The organism is Janthinobacterium sp. C22 (assembly GCF_057919405.1).
Genome location: NZ_CP193659.1, coordinates 3,731,690 through 3,749,684, shown reverse-complemented (window position 1 = coordinate 3,749,684; position 17,995 = coordinate 3,731,690). Strand labels below are relative to the sequence as shown.

Below are 17,995 nucleotides of genomic sequence, written 5' to 3'. Positions count from 1 at the left end.
TCCGCCGCTTTCCGCTCAGGTATCGCCGCTGCTGACCAACCCGGCCGCGGCCGCCATGGGCAGCCACAGCATGGCGTCCGCCAGCACCTCGTCCGGCGCCCTGCCGCTGGACTGTGCCGCCCGCTGCGCGCACTGTGCCAGCGGCGCGCCGCCGGCCAGCGCCTGCAGGCAGTCAAACTGCCAGGGCTGCAGCTCGTGCATGGCAAGCCGGTAATGCATGCGCGAAATGGCCACGTAAGCGGGACTGGCCTGCGGCTGGGCCGGCACGGCAGCGTCCGGCGCGGCCTGCACCTGTTGCCAGAATGCACACAAGGGAAATGACAGGGCCAGCAGCCGCGTGCACGGCGCCAGGCGCCAGGCCGGTGCATTTCCCAACAGCAAGTCCAAGCCGGACGGCAGGACGGGCAGCGCCCGCTTTTCCAGCCCCGGCGCCCTGCCCGCCTCGCTGCGCGCCCGCTCCAGCCGCGCCAGTTCGACGGGAAAGCGCAAGGCCGTCCCCTGCGCGCCGGCCGCGCCCTGGCTGGCGGCGAGAAAATCGGCAAAGCCGCCGCCCAGGTCGTACAGGGTGGGCGACGCGGACGGGTGGCGCCAGACATAGGCGCGGGCAAAGAAGGCGAACAACTCGTCGCCCATGACCTTGCGCAAGACGGGATAGTCGGCCTGCAGGCATTCGAGCAGGCGCTGCACGTAGCCGTCCGCATGGATGTGCAGCGGCGCCGGCCCGCCCCGCGCCCGTTTCAGCACTTGCTCCTGCGTCAAGCCGTGGCGCTCGCTGGCCAGCTGCGCGCCCCGCGCTGCGCCGCCGGGCGCCGTCATGGCAGTCAAAAACCACGCCTGCAATTGCGCCAGCGGTGCATCCGCGCGCGCGTCGCCGTCGGTGCTACGGGGCATGGGCGGCCTCCAGGTGAAAGCCCAGCGGCGCCGGGACGGCGGCGGCAATCTTGGCCGTGGCGGGCGCCGCGTCGGCGAATTCTCCCCGCCCGGCCGCGCGCGCCTTGTCCAGTTCAGCCAGCAGCTGCGGATAGGGCGGAATGTCCGCATCCCATTCCAGCAGGGCCGACACGCCGCCCGTCAGCTGCTGCGCCAGCGCGTACAGGCGCCAGACGGCGGCCGGCACGGGGGCGTCGTGCGTGTCGATCAGCATCGCGCCGCAGACGGTGGGCCCGGCCAGGTGGATCTGCACGATGTGGTCGTGCGGCAGCTGGCGGATGTAGGCGGCCGCGTCATAGCCGTGGTTATGCGCGCTGACGTGGACATTATTAACGTCGAGCAAGAGTCCGCAACCCGTCTCCTCGGCCAGGCGTCCCAGGAATTCCCATTCCGGCATGCTGGACTGGGCAAACTCCACATAGGTGCTGGGGTTTTCCAGGATCAGGGGCCGGCCCAGGAATTCCTGTACCTGGCGCACGCGCGCGCCCACGTGGCGCAGGCTGGCCTCGTCCAGCGGCAAGGGCAGCAAGTCATGGCTGTTGAGCGAGGCGGCGCCCGTCCAGCACAGGTGGTCGGAAATCCACGCGGGGCGGATCTCGGCGGCCAGCTGGCGCAGCTGGCGAAGATATGCCAGGCTCAGGGGATCGCTGCTGCCGATCGACAGCGACACGCCATGCATGACGATGGGCACCTGCGCCGCCACCTGCTCCAGCACATGGCGCGCATAGCCGTGGTTGTCGATGAAATTCTCGCTGATGATCTCGAACCAGTCCACCTGCGGACCGTGTTCCAGGATGTGCGCGTAATGGGGCGGGCGCAGCCCCACGCCCAGGCCCAGGTTCGGCAGGCCCAGGCGCGGAAGCGCCGCTGGCTTGACGGCCGCCATCAAGTCGACGGCGGCAAGGCCAGGCGCAGGTCGGTGGGCGCCGGCGGCGCGCCCACCGGCGTGCCGCGCGCCGCCATCACCTTGCCGTAGGCTTCCCATGCCTTGTCGTAGACATTGTCGCCGAGCGCGAAGCGCATGCTCTGGTCCAGCGGAATGCTGTGGTGGTCGGGCGCGGGGCCGAAATCGTACAGGGTCATGGTGGCGGGCTCGGGCGGATCCTTCTTCGTGGTGTTCGGATACAGCTGCGATGCCGAAATCGGCACGGCGCAGCCGCCGAAGCCGCCGCATTTGTTGTCGCTGGGCGCGCTGTAGACTTTATCGTCTTCCGGCGGCGGTGGCGGCACGTAGCACTCGCTGCCAGGCGACGCCGCAGCCTTGACCGAGTGGCAGCAGGAAGAGCCGCCCGTATCGGGCTGGGCAAAGCCGCAGCCGCCCTGGGCGTGGCAGCCGTTGGAGCCGCGGCAGGTGTGGTAGACGGCCAGCGCGGCGCAGGTGGACGACGCCTCGCCCTCCAGATGCATGCCCTGGCAGGCGTGGTACAGCACGCCCTTCTCGACCAGCGGCACGCCCGTCGCCAGGTTCGGCGCCTGGCCCAGCACGGCCCAGCAGATGGCCATGCGGTCGCCCGCGCCCACCATCGACGGATACGGAAACTCCAGTTTCTGGTTCAGCCAATACTTGTCCAGCACGGAAGTGATGCCATAGATGGCGCCCGTGGCCACCGTGCTCAGCATTTGCAGGGTGCCGCCGGCGTCCTTCAGGCGGTTCAGGGCGCCCGCCACGGCAGCGGGCGCGGGGATGTTCTTCGGCGCGGTGGCCGGGTTGTAGCGCTCGTTGGTCAGCATGGCCTCGCTCCAGCGCCCCCTTCGCTATGCCAGCCGGCCCAGGTCTGCACGGGCAGCATGGCCTTGACCTGGCCGAAGCGCTCGTAATGGTCGAACGGGGCGCTGTCGTGGCGCGCGGCCGCATCGCGCGATTCGGCGTCCTTGCCATTGTTCGCGTAGGACGGGTAATCGCACTTCAGGGCGGCCAGGTCTTCGCGGTAGTCGGGCTGCACGGCCATCAGGCGCTGCGCCGCGTCACGGCGGTAGCGCTGGATGGCCGTATCGCTGCCCTCGCCCTGGTCGGTGATGGCCGCCATCATGTCGATGGCCTTGTTGAACGAGCCCGCCTGGCCGCCATCCTGGTCCTGCGGGCCGAAGCAGGTGTCGAACTTGGGAAACTCGGCCCGCGCATGGCCCTGCACCTGGCTGTTGAACATGTCCTGCTGCACCGAGCCGTTGACGAACAGCTTGTGCCACAAGGTCTGGCCATCCGTGTATTCGATGCTGATGTAGCGTGCATAGCATTCATACATGTAGCCGATGGTGCCGAACAGGGGCAGGTCATGCACGTGCTTGCCCGGCGTCCAGCCCACGAACGGTACCTCGGGGAAATATTTGGTGTGGTTGTGCGCGTCAAACTTCGCCAGCTGGGCGCGCGCCTGCTGTTCCGGCTGCTCGATGGCGAGGAACAGGTCGCACTGGTTGTCGTTCAGCTCTTCCAGGTTGACGCGCACGTGGCGGTAATCGGCCGTGTCCTGCAAGTCGACGATGTGCGGGATCACCGTGCAATCCTTGCCGTAGCAGGTCCAGCCGTGGTCCTGCGACTGCAGCTCCGAGCCCGTGAAGCATGGCGCCGTGCCGATGGCCGTGGCCAGGTTGGCCGCCATCTGCAGGTGCAGCATTTCCTGGATGAAGACGCTGAAGATGATATTGAAAGCCTTCTGCTCCTTCAGTTCGGGCCGCGCCGTGGTGCCCATGCCCGGCCACTGGCGGCCTTCGTAGTAGGTGATGCCTTTCGAGTTGATCTGGTGCGTGCCCTGGATCGAATACATGGTGGCCATGTACAGGGGAATCGTGAACAGCTCCACGCTGACGGCCGCCTGGGCGATGGCGCGCACGGCGGCAGTGTCGGTGGCCAGCATGTCGAGCGGACGGTTGCTGATGGCGGCCTGGGTGCTTCCTAAAACGGGCATTTTCATTCTGTCTCTCCACAGGAAGGATGCGTTTCGGATATCGGGCCGCGCCGCGCCATCTGCGTGCGCCGATCACGGCACAGAAATCATACGCCTGAGAAAGATATTCTTGCGGCAAGATTTATGCGCTGGCCCAGGCATTGATCTGCATCAATTCAGCTGCGCTTTGGCCGTGAAAATAGGCGTTTTACGCCATCATTCGATGACAATTGAATAGAATCGGTAAAACGCGCGCGTGTATAAGCGCCGCGCCGTCCAACGCCGGCGCGGCGCTTGCATGATGATAGTCAGGCGGCCGGCGGCGGCTGGAAGGCGCAAAAGCCGGGCCACTGGTCGCGGCTGTCGCACACTTTCAGGCAGCCTTGATTGTCCTTGAACGTGGCGACGACCTTGATGGGGAAACCGTATCTTGGCGTGGTGGCCAGGAAGGCGGACGGGCAGCTTTGCTCGTTGCTGAAACGGAAAGTGATTTCTTCGCGGCGGCCCTTGCGCGCAAAACTCAGCATGAAGGTTTCATTGCTGTTCCACTGCGCCTTGCCCGGCACGCGGAAACGGTAGCGCGGGCTGCCCGGTTGCTGCCCGTCAAGTTTCTGGCCGAAGACGCGGCTGCTGGCCGTGGCCGTCTCCACCTTGGCGATCGGATACGGCACGGCAAACATATAGGTGCCGGCAAAACCCTGGTCGAAGCCCAGGCCCTTCTGGTAGAACGGCACGACGATATGCGGCGCGCCCGTGTATTCCACGCTGTTGCGTGACGTGGTGCGCGACGTCAGCTTGTCATCGGGCGCTTGCCCGAAGACGACGTCCACTTCCACCAAGGCCTGGCTCTTGTCGATGTCTTGCGCCAGATAATCCCGGGGCGATCTCGCTGTGTACGCAGCCGGCCAGCAGGGCTGCGGCGAGGCAGCCGGCGATCAGTCTAGGTATGCTCATGGCTGTTTTCCCTCCGGCGGCGCGGAAGCGAGGCCCAGGCCCGTCACTTGCCAGCCGCCCTTGCCTTGTTTCCATTGAAATTGCTGGCCGAACCAGGCCAGTTCCAGCTCGCGCCGGATGCGGTTTGAATCCGTGCGGCCCTGGCGCGCCTTGATGGCGGCGCCCGCCTGCGCGGCAGCGGCATCCGACAGCGGTTTCAGCCACCGCTGATAGGTATCGGGCGGCAAAGCGAGCACGCCGGCCACGCCGTCGTCGCGCGTGGCGACGATGATCCCCACCTTCGTCAGCGCATTCGTCAGATACGCGCCGCGCCGCCCGTCGGGCGAGACAGAGACCAGCATGGCGGACGCGTAATCGCCGGTGACGCCGCCAGCCACGTCAAACCACAGCAGCTCGCCCGTGCGCGTATCGAGCGCGCGGCCGTCGCGGGCGAACAGCAGCATCTCGGGACGGCCCGGCTGCGGCACGCCCCATTCGGGGTCGCGCTCCGTGCGCACCATGTTGTCGCGCTGCAGGGGGCTGATGGGGCGCATCAGCGGTTCGCCATTCTGCACGCCGATGAGGATGGTGCCCTGACCCGTATAACCCTTGGTGAATGCCAGCAGCATGGGCTGGCCCTCGCGCGTGGCCGCCAGGGGCCGCACTTCCACCACTTCGCGCGCGCCGCCGGGCCAGTAGCCGTGCTGGCGGAAAGACAAGGTAACGAGCGGGTCGTGGCGATCGCGCGTGACGACGAAGTCGCCGTATTGCTGCATCACCGGCACGTATGGCGCTTGCGCCTGCGCGGCGGGCACGATGGCGGCGGCCAGGGTGGTGGCGGCCGCCAGGCGGTGTAAGGAAAAGAACAGCATGGCATCCTGTTAAGGTCGCAAGGTGCGAAGGAGGCATATCATAGACGATTCCCGTCAGCAACACTGTCCGATAGCCAACATCAATGGCGCTGGATTTCGATCAGCTCGATTTCGAACAGCTTGGGCCACAGTTTGCCCGTGACAAACAAGCGCTTGCCACGCGCATCCCAGGCGATGCCGTTGAGCACGGCGTCGGGATTGGCCGTGCCCCGCTGCTCGGGCGGCAGCAAGCCCGTCAGGTCGATCCAGCCCATAACTTTGCCGCTGGCGGGATCGATGCGGGCGATCACGTCCGCGCCCCACACATTGGCGAACAGTTGCCCGTCGACCATTTCCAGCTCGTTCAGCCGCTCGATGGGGCGGCCCTCGGCCTTCACTTCGAAGCGGCGCACTTCCTTCAGGGTTTTCGGATTGAGCACGCGGATGGCCGACGTGCCGTCGCTCATGTAGACGAACTGGTTGTCACTGGCCAGGCCCCAGCCTTCGCCCTGGTAGCTGAATTTGCGTTTCAATTTGAAGGTTTTCAGGTCGAAGACATAGCCGGTCTGCGAAATCCACGTCAGGCCCAGGAGCTCATCGCCCACATCCGTGATGCCTTCGCCGAACACATTCTTGTCGAGCATGCTTTTCTGCAGCACCTTGCCCGTCGTCAATTCCACCTTGCGCAAGGAGGACTGGCCGTTCTGGCCCGTGCTTTCATACAGATGCCCATCCTTGAACAGCAAGCCCTGCGTGAAAGCCTGGGGATCGTGCGGATAGGTGTTCTTGACGAAATAGCCATATACGGGCAAGGCGGCCTGGGCATAGCCCATTTCGCTCATCAGGCCTACGGTGCATAACAATCCCAGCAGCAATGAGCCGGCCGTGCGTTTGAGTCTGGTATTGACGTTGATGTTCATCGGGTCGGGCGGAAGTTGGCGAGCGCCTATTGTAAACGTGCCGCGTCCGCCATGCGCGCCCTGACGAGCTCCAGCCAGGCGCGCGCGGCGAACGATAGCCGCCCGCCCCGGCGCCAGGCCAGCATCAGGTTCCACTCCACGGGCGGGCCGGCCAGGGGAATCACGTCAAATTGCGCGGCATCAAGCGTGTCGCAATACATCTTCGGCAGCAGGCACACACCCACGCCCAGGCGTACCAGCGAGGCAATGAAATCCCACTGGCCGCTGCGGCCCGTGATGCGCGGCGCGAAACCGGCGCGCTGGCAGGCATCCTGCACGATGTCGTTGAGGGCAAATGCGGCGCCGTAGAAAATGAAGGGGCTGTCGGCCAGCTCGGCCAGGGCCACGGCAGCGCGCCCGTGCCACGGTGAGCCGGGCGCCGCCAGCAGGCACAGCGGCGAGCGCACGAGGGGCAAGGCTTCGAAATCCTGCCAGGTGGCCGCATTGCCCGGATAGTCGAGCATGGTGCCCAGTTCCACCGTGCCGGTGCGCAAGTCGCGTTCGATCGCCTGCGTGCCGCTTTCATACATCTTCAGTTCGATGCCCGGATAGCGCTGGTGGTATTCGGCCAGCCATGGCGCCAGGGTCGAATGCGTCTGCGGCGACACGCCGACCCGCAGTTCTCCCCGCTCCAGATGTTGCAGGTCGCGCAATTCCACCTTCAGTTCCGCGTGCAGGGCCAGCAGCTCATGCGCGCGCGACAGCACCACCTTGCCCGCGTCCGTCAGCGTAAAACGCTTGCCGGCCCGGTCCAGCAGAGCCAGGTCCAGCGATTGCTCCAGCTGGGCGATCATCTTGCTGACGGTGGGCTGCGTCACGTGCAGCCTGGCGGCCGCGCGCGTAAAACTGGCTTGCTCGACCACTTCGACGAAGTAGCGCAGGGAGCGGATATCCATGATGCATTCCAAAATCGAATGATGATCATGAGTTTAAGTCATTTTATCTTTTGATGTGGGCTCACTACAATGAAGACCTCCCCCATCCGTTTGAAAGCCCGCCGTGAAAGCCGTCCCTTGTTCCACCACCGCCCCACTCTCCATCCCTGCCTGGCGCCAGCCCGCGCAGACCGCGTGGCAAGTGGGTATCTTGATTGCCGCCTGGTGGCTGGCCGACGCGGCCGCGTCCGCCCTGCACTTGCCGTTTTCGGGCGGCGTCGTGGGCCTGTTCGTGCTGGTGGCCCTGCTGCTGGCGGGCTGGGTGCGCCCCAGCGCCATCGAACTGGGCGCGAATTGGCTGCTGGCCAATATGCTGCTGTTTTTCATACCACTGGTGGTATCAGTGGTGCAATTTACGCAACTGTTGAAGTCGCAGGGCTTGATGCTGTTCGTAAATATCGGCCTGGGCTTTGCCAGCGTGATGCTGGCCACGGCGCTGACGGTGGAATGGGTATGCCGCTATGAACGCAAGTTGCGCCTGAATAAACTGCTGCGCCAGCGCAGAGCCCGGGCGGCAGCATGAGCACCCTGCTGCTGTCGCTGCTGTTTTTGCTGCTGACCCTGGTGCTGTTCTATGCCAACCAGGCCGTGCACCGCCGCCATCCGCACTTCTTGCTGACGCCCGCCATCTGCACCTCGGCGATATTGATCGTCATCGTGCAGGCGACGTCGACGCCGTTCGCCACGTATTTCGGCGAGACGCGCTGGCTGCCGTGGCTGCTGGGTCCGGCCACCATCGCGTTTGCGCTACCCATCTTCCAGGAGCGCAAGCTGATCCGCAAGCATTGGCTGGCCTTGTCGCTGGGCAGCTGCGCCGGCATCGTGGCGTCCGTGGCCGCCACCCTGCTGCTGGACCGTGTATTTGGCGTGCACGGCGACATGGCGCGCAGCCTGCTGGCCCGTTCCGTGTCGACGCCGTTCGCGCTGGAAGCGTCGCGCCACATGGGCGGCTCGGCGCAGTTGACGGGCATCTTCGTGGTGATGACGGGCTTGTTCGGCTTGATGCTGGGCAAGCCGTTGTTAAAACTGCTGCCCTTGCGCATGCGCATCGCCCGCGGCGCCCCATACGGCGCGGCCGCGCACGGCTTTGGCTTGTCCGTGGCGCGCCGCGTGGGCACGGAAGAAGGCGCAGTGGCCAGCTTGACGATGATCTTTTCCGGCGTCGTGACGGTGCTGCTGGCGCCGCTGCTGGGACATTTGCTGGGCTAGCTGCCCCCTTGCAGCGCCTGCATGCCATGCACGATCAGGTCGATTCCCGCCAGGAAATCCGCGCGGTCGTCGTGCGCGCGCAGCTGGCCCGCCACCTTGCGGGCAAACGGAAACGCCTGCGCATCGAGGCGTGACCAGGCGCCCGCCAGGGTGTCGAGGAAATGCGCGCGTTCCAGGCCCCGTTCCCGGGCGATGACGGCATTGGCCGCATTCTGCCCGCTCACGCCCAGCAGATAATTGAGCAAGGCGCAAGCCGCCATCCACTGCCGGTCCTGCGGCACGCCCAGCGCATCGACCTGCCGGCCCAGGCGTTCCAGGATGCGCACGGTCGGCAGCTGGCCCGGCGCGCGCGACAGGGCCGAGCCCAGCCACGGATGCGCATCCATGGCCTCGAACATGGCCAGCGCCACGGCGCGGATGCCCGCCTGCGGCGTATCGCCGGACGGGGCGGCCTGCATGGCGCGGGCGACGATGGCGTCGCTGGCGGCCGTGAACAGGTCGTCCTTGTCGGCCACGTGCCAGTAGATGGCACCCGCCCCCGTCGCCAGGCGCGCGGCCAGGGCGCGGAAGGTCAGGCCGCCCTCGCCCGCTGTGTCGAGCAGGGCAATGGCGGCGTCGATGATGGTGTCGCGCGTCAGCGAGTCGGCGCGTCGTGGTGGGGTCGCTACGGTATGGGGCATCGCTTATCTTGACACAGATGATGGCTTGCCGCAAAATTCTTCTGGAACGTCGTTCCACTGTTATTTTGAACACCACCTGAAGGATCACCATGCATATCGCCATCATCGGCGCAGGGCTGGGCGGGCTGATGCTCGCCCGCGTGCTGCACGTCCACGGCATCGCCGCCACCGTGTATGAAGCGGATGCGTCGCCCCAGGCGCGCCGCCAAGGCGGCATGCTCGATATCCACGAAGAAACGGGCCAGCAAGCGCTGCGGGCGGCCGGCCTGCATGACGCCTTCCGCGCCCTCATCCATGCGGGCGGCGAAGCGAGCCGCGTGCTCGACCAGCACGGCACGGTTCTGCACGACGAAGGCGACGACGGCACGGGCGGCCGCCCCGAAGTGGCACGCGGGGAACTGCGCCGCATCCTGCTCGATGCCTTGCCTGAAGGCTGCGTGCGCTGGGGCCATAAACTGACAAGCGTCGCAACGCTGGACGGCGGCCAACACCTTTTACACTTTGCGCATGGCGCCACGGCGGCCAGCGATCTGCTGGTGGGCGCGGACGGCGCCTGGTCCCGGGTGCGGCCGCTGCTCTCCAGCGCGCAGCCCGCCTACAGCGGCATTGCCTTCATTGAAACGTATCTGTTCGACAGCGACCGCCGCCACCAGGCCAGCGCGCAAGCCGTGGGCGCCGGTGCCCTGTTCGCGCTGGCGCCCGGCAAGGGCATCCAGGCGCACCGCGAAGCCGATGGCGTGTTGCATGCGTATGTGGCCCTGAGTCAACCCGAGGAGTGGCTGGCAGGCATCGATTTTGCCGACCCGGCCGCCGCGCGGGCAGCCATCGCCGCCCAGTTTGCCGGCTGGACGCCGGCGCTCACGGCCCTGATCACGGACGCGGACACGCCGCCCGTGCCCCGTCCCGTGCACCTGCTGCCCGCCGGCCACCGCTGGCAGCGCGTGGCGGGCGTGACCTTGCTGGGCGACGCGGCCCATTTGATGGCGCCGGCCGGCGAAGGCGCCAACCTGGCCATGCTGGACGGCGCCGAGCTGGCGCAGGCGCTCGCCGCGCACCCAAACGACGTGGCGGCGGCCCTGCTGGCGTATGAAACGGCCCTGTTTGCGCGCAGCAGCGCGGCCGCGGCGGAGTCGGAGCGCATCCTGCGCCTGTGCTTCGGCGACGATGCCCCGCACGGCCTGGTGCAGTTCTTTACGGGCATGCAAGATGGCGGCCCGGCGCGCGCAGTGTGAACGGCGGCGCCAAAGCCCCACGCCGGCGGCCTTTATCGGGGATAATACGTCTTTCCCCATTCCAAGCAGCCGCGCCACGATGAAATACCCTGCAGTCCAGCCCTTCAGCGACATCCTGCCACGCCTGCATGAATTCGACGCCATCATCGACGTGCGCAGCCCGTCCGAGTTCGCGGAAGATCACTTGCCGGGCGCCATCAACCTGCCCGTGCTCGACGACGAGCAGCGCGTGCGCGTCGGCACCTTATATAAGCAAACGAGCGCCTTCGAGGCGAAGAAGCTGGGCGCGGCGCTGGTGGCGAAGAATATCGCGCGGCATATCGAAGACGGTTTCCTCGGTCATCCGCAGCATTGGAAACCGCTCGTCTACTGCTGGCGCGGCGGCAACCGCAGCGGCGCCATGGCGCACATCCTGGCGCGCATCGGCTGGCCCGTCACGCAACTCGACGGCGGCTACAAGGATTACCGGCGCCACGTGAACGCCGAGCTGGCCACCCTGCCCCAGCGCTTCGATTTCATCAACGTGCTGTGCGGCCCCACGGGCAGCGGCAAGAGCCGCTTGCTGCAAGTGCTGGACCGGCAAGGCGCGCAGGTGATCGACCTGGAGCGATTGGCGGCGCACCGCGGCTCCGTGCTTGGCGGCTTGCCCGAGGAAGAGCAGCCCTCGCAAAAGGCGTTCGAAAGCGCGTTGTGGCAGCAGTTGCGCCAGTTTGACCCGGTGCTGCCCGTGTTCATCGAATCGGAAAGCAAGAAAGTGGGCCGCGTGCGCGTGCCCGACGCGCTGATGGAAAAGATGCGCGCGGCCGCCTGCACGGACGTGCGGCTCGATACGGCCCAGCGCGTGCAATTGCTGATGCAGGACTATGCGCATTTCGTCGGCGACGCACAGCGCCTGAACGTGCAGCTGGCCCTGTTGACGCAGCTGCATGGCAAGGAGAAAATTGCACACTGGCAGCAGCTGGCGACGGCGGGCCAGATGGCCGAGCTGGTGGAAGAGCTGCTGGTCCAGCATTACGACCCCGTCTACCGGCAATCGATCGCCCGCAACTTCAGCCGCTACGCCCAGGCGACGCCGCTGGTCTTGCCCGATATTTCAGAACATGCCTTTGAGCAAGCCGCGCGCGCATTATGTGCTATCGTCGGCGAACCCCGTACCGCCAGCGCCGCGTAAGCGCCGGCGCAGCTTTTAGTGACCTTTTTCAGCAGGATGACGACCATGTCCGATAGCGCAGCAACATCCAATACACCCATCCGATTGACCGAATTTGCCCATGGCGGCGGCTGCGGCTGCAAGATTGCGCCCGGCGTGCTGGCCGACATCTTAAAGGGCAGCGGTGGCTTTCCCCTGCCGAAGGAATTGCTGGTCGGCATAGAAACCTCCGACGACGCGGCCGTCTACCAGCTCAACGACGAGCAGGCGCTGATCGCCACGACGGATTTCTTCATGCCCATCGTCGACGATCCCTTCGACTTCGGCCGCATCGCCGCCACCAATGCCATTTCCGACGTGTACGCCATGGGCGGCACGCCCATCATGGCGCTGGCCATGGTGGGCATGCCGATCAACAAGCTGCCCGTGGAAACCATCGGCCTCATCTTGAAAGGCGGCGAAACCATCTGCGCCCAGGCCGGCATCCCCATCGCAGGCGGCCACACCATCGATTCCGTCGAGCCGATCTACGGCCTGGTCGTGCTGGGCCTCGTCCACCCGTCGCAGGTGAAGCGCAACGCGGGCGCGCGCGCCGGCGACAAACTGGTATTGGGCAAGCCGATCGGCGTGGGCATCCTGTCGGCCGCGCTGAAGAAGAATGCGCTGGACGCGGACGGCTACGCCTCGCTGATCGACAACACCACCAAATTGAATACCCCGGGCAAGAAACTGGCCCTGCTCGACGGCGTGCATGCGCTGACGGACGTGACGGGTTTCGGCTTGCTGGGCCACACCCTGGAACTGGCGCGCGGCGCCAAGTTGCAGGCGCGTATCGCCATGGCTGACGTGCCGCTGCTGCCGCAAGTGCAGCAACTGGCGCAAAATGGCAACATCACGGGCGCCTCGGGCCGCAACTGGCAGGGCTACGGCGCGCAAGTGGCGCTGGACGACAGCCTCAGCGCCATCGACAAGGCGATCCTGACGGACCCGCAGACGGCAGGCCCCCTGCTGGTGGCCTGCGCGCCGGAAGCCGTCGAGCAAGTGCTGGCGATTTTCCGCGCCGAAGGCTTTGGCGACGCCGTCGTCATCGGCGAGATGCAGGAAGACAGTACCGGGGTTTCCGTATATTAATGAACAATTTTTTTAAAGGCAGTCCCATGACCACGTTCTCCAACAAGTTCCCCGCCATCCTGGCCACCGTCGCCGCCACCCTGGCCATCCACAGCGGCCTGGCGCAGGCGCAGCAGGTATTGCGTGTGTCCGCCATCCCCGACGAAGCGCCGACGGAATTGCAGCGCAAGTTCAAGCCGCTGGGCAGCTATCTGGAGAAAAAGCTGGGCATGAAGGTGGAATTTACGCCCGTCACCGATTACGCAGCCTCCGTGGAAGGCTTGATCAATCACAAGCTCGACATGGTCTGGTTCGGCGGTTTCACGTTTGTACAAGCCAACGTGCGCAGCGGCGGCAAGATCGTGCCGCTGGTGCAGCGCGAGGAAGACACGAAGTTCCGCTCCGTGTTCGTGACCACCAGCAAGGAAATCAATCAATTGTCGGACCTGAAAGGCAAGAACTTCACGTTCGGCTCGGAATCGTCGACCTCGGGCCACTTGATGCCCCGTTACTACTTGCTGGCCGCCAAGATCAATCCGGATACGGACATGAAGCGCATCGCGTTTTCGGGCGCGCATGACGCCACCGTGGCCGCCGTCGCCGGCGGCAAGGTCGATGCGGGCACCTTGAACATTTCCGTGTGGGAAAAGCTGGTGGAAGCGAAAAAGTCGACCCGAGCAAGGTGCGCGTGTTCTACACGACGCCGGGCTACTACGATTACAACTGGAGCGTGCGCGCCGACATGAATCCCGTCGTGCGCAAGAAGCTGACGGACGCCTTCCTGGCGCTGGACCCATCGACGGCCGAAGGCAAGGAAATCCTCGAACTGCAGCGCGCCACGAAGTTCATCCCGACCAAGGCCGAGAACTACAAGGATATCGAAGCGGCCGCGCGCGACGCGAAGCTGTTGAAGTAAACGACGTCGACGCGTTTTATCGTAGGTCGGATTAGCGGCAAAGCCGCGTAATCCGACACAAGCGATAATGCCAACAATGTTGTCGGATTACGGCCTCCGGCCTAATCCGACCTACGCTGCCGTCGCATGGCGTCATCCGACACACCAACGCCCCCATACCGAACATCGCATGACATTCCAACTTCACAAGGTCTGCGTCCACCACGCGGGTGCCGCCGGCAGTACGCTGGCCCTGCGCGACCTGGACCTGGACGTGGCCCAGGGCGAGCAGATCGCCCTGATCGGCCCTTCCGGCGCCGGCAAGACCAGCCTGCTGCACACCTTGGCCTGCGCGCTGCGCCCTGAGTCCGGCAGCTTGCGCATACTCGGCAGTTCTCCCTGGCAACTTGCCAACGGCGAACGCCACGCCTTGCGCGCTCGCCTGTTTTTGGCGCCGCAAACGCCGCCGCTGCCGCCGCGCCAGCGCGTCGTCAACGCCGTGCTGGCGGGCCGCTTGCCGCAATGGAGCTTGTGGACGGCCATCCGTTCGCTGGCCGCGCCCGTCGATCCGCGCGCCGCGTGGGAAGCGCTGGGCAAATTCAACCTGCAGGATAAGCTCTACGCCAGGGTCGACCGCCTGTCCGGCGGCGAACGCCAGCGCTGCGGCATGGCGCGCGCGCTGGTGTCGGATGCGCAAGTGTTCCTCGTCGACGAACCGCTGTCCGCGCTCGACCCCACCCTCGCCTTGCAGACGATCCATGTGCTGCAGGCGGAAGCGACGGCGCGCAACGCCACCCTGATCTGCAGCCTGCACCAGGTGGACATCGCGCGCGCCTGCTTTACGCGCATCGTCGCCTTGCGCGACGGCCAGATCGTCTTCGACCTGCCTGGCTCCGAGGTCAGCGACGCCATGATCGCCGAACTGTACCGCAACAAGGCCGATCCAGCGCCCCAGTTCGAATCGGTGGAAACGAATCTGGACGCCGCGAGGCCCCTTTGCTGAAGAGCGCCGACGCCGCCATGCCGCGCGACCCGCCTGGCGCGGCCGCCTGACGACGGCTGCCGTCGTGCTGCTCGTGCTGTGGCCGATGCTGGTGCAGGCCGAATTCAAGCCGTGGATACTCTGGGATGCGCAAAGCCTGGCAGCCACCTGGCAATTCATCGCCAGCTTCGTGCCGCCCGCCCACTCGCCGGAATTTTTGCAACTGGTGGCCACGTCCGCCTGGGAAACCATCGCCATGGCCACGGCCGGCATGGCGCTGGCCATGCTGGGGGCCATACCGCTGACGTTATTGGTGACGGAGCGTTTGTCGATTTCGCGCATCGGCAGCGGCAGCGTCTCGCCGCTGGCCGCCGCCCTGCGCCATTGCGTGCGTGCGCTGCTGGTGCTGCTGCGCAGCGTGCCGGAACTGGTCTGGGCATTGCTATTGGTGCGCATCGTGGGACTGGGGCCGACGGCCGGCGTGATCGCCATCGCCCTCACGTATTGCGGCATGCTGGGCAAGGTGTATGCGGAAATCCTCGAATCGTCGGATGCGTCCGCCTGCAACGCGCTATTGCACAACGGCAGCGGCAGATTAAAGGCATTGCTGTACGGCGCCCTGCCCGAATCGGCCGCCGAACTGGTGTCGTACACGATCTACCGCTGGGAATGCGCGATCCGCGGCTCCGTCGTCATGGGTTTTGTCGGTGCGGGCGGCCTGGGCCAGCGCATGGATGAATCGATGAAGATGATGGCAGGCAATGAGCTGGCCACCATGCTGATGGTGTTCGTGCTGCTGGTGGCGGGCGCCGACGCCGTCTCGGCCATGCTGCGCCGGAGGCTGGCATGAAGAAGGAACCGATGTTGCCCGTCCCTGCTCCCGTGCGCTGGTCGACCTGGGCCTTGCTGGCCGGTTTGCTGCTGCTGGTCATCGCCAGCTTCGCCACGCTACCCCTGAAATGGGGAGATTTTTCAGCGCCGACGCCGTGCGCACGAGCGCCGATTTCCTGCACGGCTTCGCCCCGCCCGAGCTGGCCAGCCCCTTCCTGATGAAAGTCGGCGTGGCCACGTTCGAAACCCTGGCCATGTCGGCCATCGGCACGGTGATTGCCGCTATCCTGGGCGCGCTGCTGGCCCTGCCCGCCAGCGGGCGTTTCGGCGGCCTGGCGCGCAATGCGACGCGCGCCGTGTTGAATGTGCTGCGCTCGATTCCCGAACTGGTGTGGGCTTCGATCCTGCTGATCGCCGCCGGCCTGGGTCCGTTCGCGGGCACCCTGGCCCTGGCCCTGCACACGGTGGGCGTGCTGGGGCGCTTGTTTGCCGATGCCTTCGAAAATTGCCCGCCCTTGCCGGCCGCCACCTTGCGCATCAATGGCGCCCGGCCCGCCGTGGCCTTTTTGTATGCGACCTTGCCGCAGTGCGGGCCGCAGATGATGTCCTACACCCTGTACCGCTGGGAAAACAACATTCGCGCCGCCGCCATCCTCGGCGTCGTCGGCGCGGGCGGCCTGGGGCAGATGCTGAAGTACCATCTGTCGCTGTTCCAGATGCAGAGCGCCGCCACCGTCATCGTCGCCATGCTGCTGATGGTGGCGGCCGTCGATGGCCTCAGCTACCTGCTGCGCCGCGCCATGACCCGTTAATTTTCACTTTTCATAAGGAATACCCATGTCAGGCTGGTGGACGATTATCTCGACAGAAACGCCGGAGCAACTGGCCGATATGACGAAAGTCAACAAGGAAGCGTTTCTCGCCACGTGGGAAGCGGGCCTGTTCGGCGCCGATTGGATCGCGCAATTGTGCCAGCAAGGCAAGGCGACTCAGCTGGCCTTCAACGGCTTTCCCAACCGCTACACGGCCCAGGCCGGCGTCATCGCGCCCCTGCTGCTGGCGGGCATCGCCGAAGCGCAGGAGGGCGAGTTTCCGCAAGATCAGCTGACGGGCTGGCCCGGCAGCATTACCGTGTATCCGCAGCGTATTGCCGCGTGCGCGCCCGGACAGCTGCTGACGATCGAAGTGTGGGACCAATCGTAAATGATGACCAGAGGCAAATGATTTACACTGGCAGCTGAACAATAAAGGAGTCCATGCATGGGATTGGCAATAACAGTCGGCGCTCTGGCCGACCTGCACGAAGAAGACCCGGAAGGGGCGCAATGGCTGGCCGATTCCCTGGCGCAAGCGAACGCCCTGCTGCAAAAAGCGGGCTTGCCGCAGCATGGCGAACCGCTGGCCTTGCCGCAACTGCAGTCGCGCGCAGCGCTTGACTCCTTTCCATACAGCTACCTGCATTATTTGCGCCGCGCCTATGCGCATGCGGTCCAGGATGGGCAATGGCGGGCCACGCCGCTGGCCGAAGGCGAGGATCCAAGCGAAGATCCGGTGCTGGAAGCAGCGCAGGATGACCTGGACAGCCACCTGCTCTGCCATTCCGATTGCGAGGGCTTTTATTTTCCCCTCGTCTTCGACGACGTCATTTTTGCCGATGAGGAACATGAGCTGCTGGGCGGCATGCTCGGTTCCTCGTACAGCCTGCGCGCCGAACTGGTCACGGTCGCGCCCGCGCTGGGCATTTTCCTGCTCGGCGACGAGCTGAGCGATGAAGAAGCGGCCCGCATCAATGCACGCATCGACGACGAAGACGGTCTCGAGCGCGAACTGATCGCCTGGCTGGCCGCGTATGAAGCTTGCAGGCTCAGCATCGAACACAAGACAGCGATCGTCTTCAATTGAGCCTGCTGATACGCCCCACCGCCGCCAGCGACTGGCCAGCGCTGAAAGCCACGCGCCTGGCCGCCCTGCTCGACGCACCCACGGCCTTTGGCGCCAGCCACGCCAGCGCGGTCCGCTTTTCCGATGCCGACTGGCAACAGCGCGCCGTCAGCACGCCGCAGCGCACGTTTTTCCTTGCCTTTGACGGAGAACAAGCCATCGGCCTGGCCGCGCAAGTGGTGGCCGGCAATGGCGAGTGCCACCTGATCGCCATGTGGGTACAGTCCGCATATCGGGGCCTGGCCGTGGCGCAAGGCCTGGTCGAGGCCATAAAACAATGCGCCGTGGACAATGGCCATCCTCGGCTGGTGCTCGACGTCGCGCCCGAGAACGCCCGCGCGGCGGCGTTTTACCAGAAGCAGGGGTTTGTCTTTTTACCGGAATGGGAAGCGCTGGAAAGCCATCCGCATATTCAGGTGCAGAAGATGGAGTGGCTGGCGCCGACTTGAACGCCATCCATCTGTATACATAACAA

Annotated in this window: 19 protein-coding genes and 2 pseudogenes; 12 read left to right on the top strand and 9 right to left on the bottom strand. The window is 65.5% G+C overall.

Translation table 11 applies throughout. From position 1 onward, the window contains the following. Nucleotides 1-15: 15 nt before the first annotated feature. From ACRHIG_RS17565 to ACRHIG_RS17530, 8 genes are all read right to left on the bottom strand, one after another. Complete coding sequence (locus ACRHIG_RS17565; protein WP_489627266.1) at nucleotides 16-891, bottom strand: HvfC/BufC family peptide modification chaperone; 876 nt, start codon at nucleotides 889-891, stop codon at nucleotides 16-18. Further along, complete coding sequence (gene bufB, locus ACRHIG_RS17560) at nucleotides 881-1,816, bottom strand: MNIO family bufferin maturase (protein WP_489630824.1); 936 nt, start codon at nucleotides 1,814-1,816, stop codon at nucleotides 881-883. Before bufB ends, ACRHIG_RS17565 begins: the two co-directional genes overlap by 11 nt. After that, nucleotides 1,816-2,661, bottom strand: coding sequence for a hypothetical protein (locus ACRHIG_RS17555; RefSeq protein ID WP_489627265.1), 846 nt, complete (start codon nucleotides 2,659-2,661; stop codon nucleotides 1,816-1,818). The genes bufB and ACRHIG_RS17555 overlap by 1 nt, the downstream gene beginning before the upstream one ends. Next, nucleotides 2,655-3,839: a ferritin-like domain-containing protein gene (locus ACRHIG_RS17550; protein ID WP_489627264.1), complete on the bottom strand. Its 1,185-nt coding sequence runs from the start codon at nucleotides 3,837-3,839 to the stop codon at nucleotides 2,655-2,657. Before ACRHIG_RS17550 ends, ACRHIG_RS17555 begins: the two co-directional genes overlap by 7 nt. Nucleotides 3,840-4,120: 281 nt before the next feature. After that, entirely contained in the window at nucleotides 4,121-4,651 is a 531-nt protein-coding gene (locus tag ACRHIG_RS17545; protein ID WP_489627263.1) for a hypothetical protein, read from the bottom strand. Between the two features lie 111 nt (nucleotides 4,652-4,762). Next, nucleotides 4,763-5,617, bottom strand: coding sequence for a hypothetical protein (locus ACRHIG_RS17540; RefSeq protein WP_489627262.1), 855 nt, complete (start codon nucleotides 5,615-5,617; stop codon nucleotides 4,763-4,765). Nucleotides 5,618-5,697: 80 nt separating this feature from the next. Then, entirely contained in the window at nucleotides 5,698-6,516 is an 819-nt protein-coding gene (locus ACRHIG_RS17535; protein WP_489627261.1) for a glutaminyl-peptide cyclotransferase, read from the bottom strand. A gap of 26 nt (nucleotides 6,517-6,542) precedes the next feature. Next, complete coding sequence (locus ACRHIG_RS17530) at nucleotides 6,543-7,451, bottom strand: LysR family transcriptional regulator (RefSeq protein ID WP_489627260.1); 909 nt, start codon at nucleotides 7,449-7,451, stop codon at nucleotides 6,543-6,545. A gap of 103 nt (nucleotides 7,452-7,554) precedes the next feature. Here ACRHIG_RS17530 and ACRHIG_RS17525 point away from each other — a divergent pair, with 103 nt between their 5' ends. Further along, entirely contained in the window at nucleotides 7,555-8,013 is a 459-nt protein-coding gene (locus ACRHIG_RS17525) for a CidA/LrgA family protein (RefSeq protein ID WP_489627259.1), read from the top strand. Continuing rightward, the gene (locus ACRHIG_RS17520; protein WP_070288450.1) at nucleotides 8,010-8,699 is read left to right on the top strand and encodes an LrgB family protein; all 690 of its coding nucleotides are present in this window, start codon (nucleotides 8,010-8,012) and stop codon (nucleotides 8,697-8,699) included. The genes ACRHIG_RS17525 and ACRHIG_RS17520 overlap by 4 nt, the downstream gene beginning before the upstream one ends. On the opposite strand, the gene ACRHIG_RS17515 is transcribed toward ACRHIG_RS17520, so the two are convergent. Beyond that, nucleotides 8,696-9,379, bottom strand: a complete 684-nt coding sequence (locus ACRHIG_RS17515; RefSeq protein WP_489627258.1) for a TetR/AcrR family transcriptional regulator — start codon at nucleotides 9,377-9,379, stop codon at nucleotides 8,696-8,698. The two genes, ACRHIG_RS17520 and ACRHIG_RS17515, sit on opposite strands and share 4 nt — an antisense overlap. 89 nt (nucleotides 9,380-9,468) lie before the next feature. Here ACRHIG_RS17515 and ACRHIG_RS17510 point away from each other — a divergent pair, with 89 nt between their 5' ends. The 10 genes and pseudogenes from ACRHIG_RS17510 (at nucleotide 9,469) to ACRHIG_RS17465 (ending at nucleotide 17,969) form a co-directional block, all read left to right on the top strand. After that, on the top strand, nucleotides 9,469-10,611 hold the full coding sequence (locus ACRHIG_RS17510; protein ID WP_489627257.1) for an FAD-dependent oxidoreductase: 1,143 nt from the start codon (nucleotides 9,469-9,471) through the stop codon (nucleotides 10,609-10,611). 79 nt (nucleotides 10,612-10,690) lie between these two features. Continuing rightward, complete coding sequence (gene mnmH / locus ACRHIG_RS17505) at nucleotides 10,691-11,782, top strand: tRNA 2-selenouridine(34) synthase MnmH (protein WP_489627256.1); 1,092 nt, start codon at nucleotides 10,691-10,693, stop codon at nucleotides 11,780-11,782. Nucleotides 11,783-11,827: 45 nt separating this feature from the next. Next, entirely contained in the window at nucleotides 11,828-12,892 is a 1,065-nt protein-coding gene (gene selD, locus ACRHIG_RS17500) for a selenide, water dikinase SelD (RefSeq protein WP_489627255.1), read from the top strand. A gap of 26 nt (nucleotides 12,893-12,918) precedes the next feature. Further along, nucleotides 12,919-13,787 (top strand): annotated as a pseudogene (locus ACRHIG_RS17495) (putative selenate ABC transporter substrate-binding protein). 169 nt (nucleotides 13,788-13,956) lie between these two features. Further along, nucleotides 13,957-14,769 (top strand): phosphonate ABC transporter ATP-binding protein, encoded by an 813-nt coding sequence (locus ACRHIG_RS17490; RefSeq protein WP_489627254.1) that lies wholly within the window; start codon nucleotides 13,957-13,959, stop codon nucleotides 14,767-14,769. 85 nt (nucleotides 14,770-14,854) lie between these two features. Continuing rightward, on the top strand, nucleotides 14,855-15,598 hold the full coding sequence (locus ACRHIG_RS17485; protein WP_489630823.1) for a PhnE/PtxC family ABC transporter permease: 744 nt from the start codon (nucleotides 14,855-14,857) through the stop codon (nucleotides 15,596-15,598). A gap of 11 nt (nucleotides 15,599-15,609) precedes the next feature. Beyond that, nucleotides 15,610-16,391, top strand: a pseudogene (gene phnE, locus ACRHIG_RS17480) (phosphonate ABC transporter, permease protein PhnE). Between the two features lie 25 nt (nucleotides 16,392-16,416). Next, the gene (locus tag ACRHIG_RS17475; protein WP_489627253.1) at nucleotides 16,417-16,782 is read left to right on the top strand and encodes a hypothetical protein; all 366 of its coding nucleotides are present in this window, start codon (nucleotides 16,417-16,419) and stop codon (nucleotides 16,780-16,782) included. Nucleotides 16,783-16,839: 57 nt separating this feature from the next. Beyond that, nucleotides 16,840-17,481 carry a hypothetical protein gene (locus tag ACRHIG_RS17470; protein ID WP_489627252.1) on the top strand — a complete coding sequence of 214 codons (642 nt, stop codon included), beginning with the start codon at nucleotides 16,840-16,842 and terminating at the stop codon, nucleotides 17,479-17,481. Continuing rightward, nucleotides 17,478-17,969 (top strand): GNAT family N-acetyltransferase, encoded by a 492-nt coding sequence (locus ACRHIG_RS17465; RefSeq protein WP_489627251.1) that lies wholly within the window; start codon nucleotides 17,478-17,480, stop codon nucleotides 17,967-17,969. The genes ACRHIG_RS17470 and ACRHIG_RS17465 overlap by 4 nt, the downstream gene beginning before the upstream one ends. The last annotated feature ends 26 nt before the right edge of the window (nucleotides 17,970-17,995 follow it).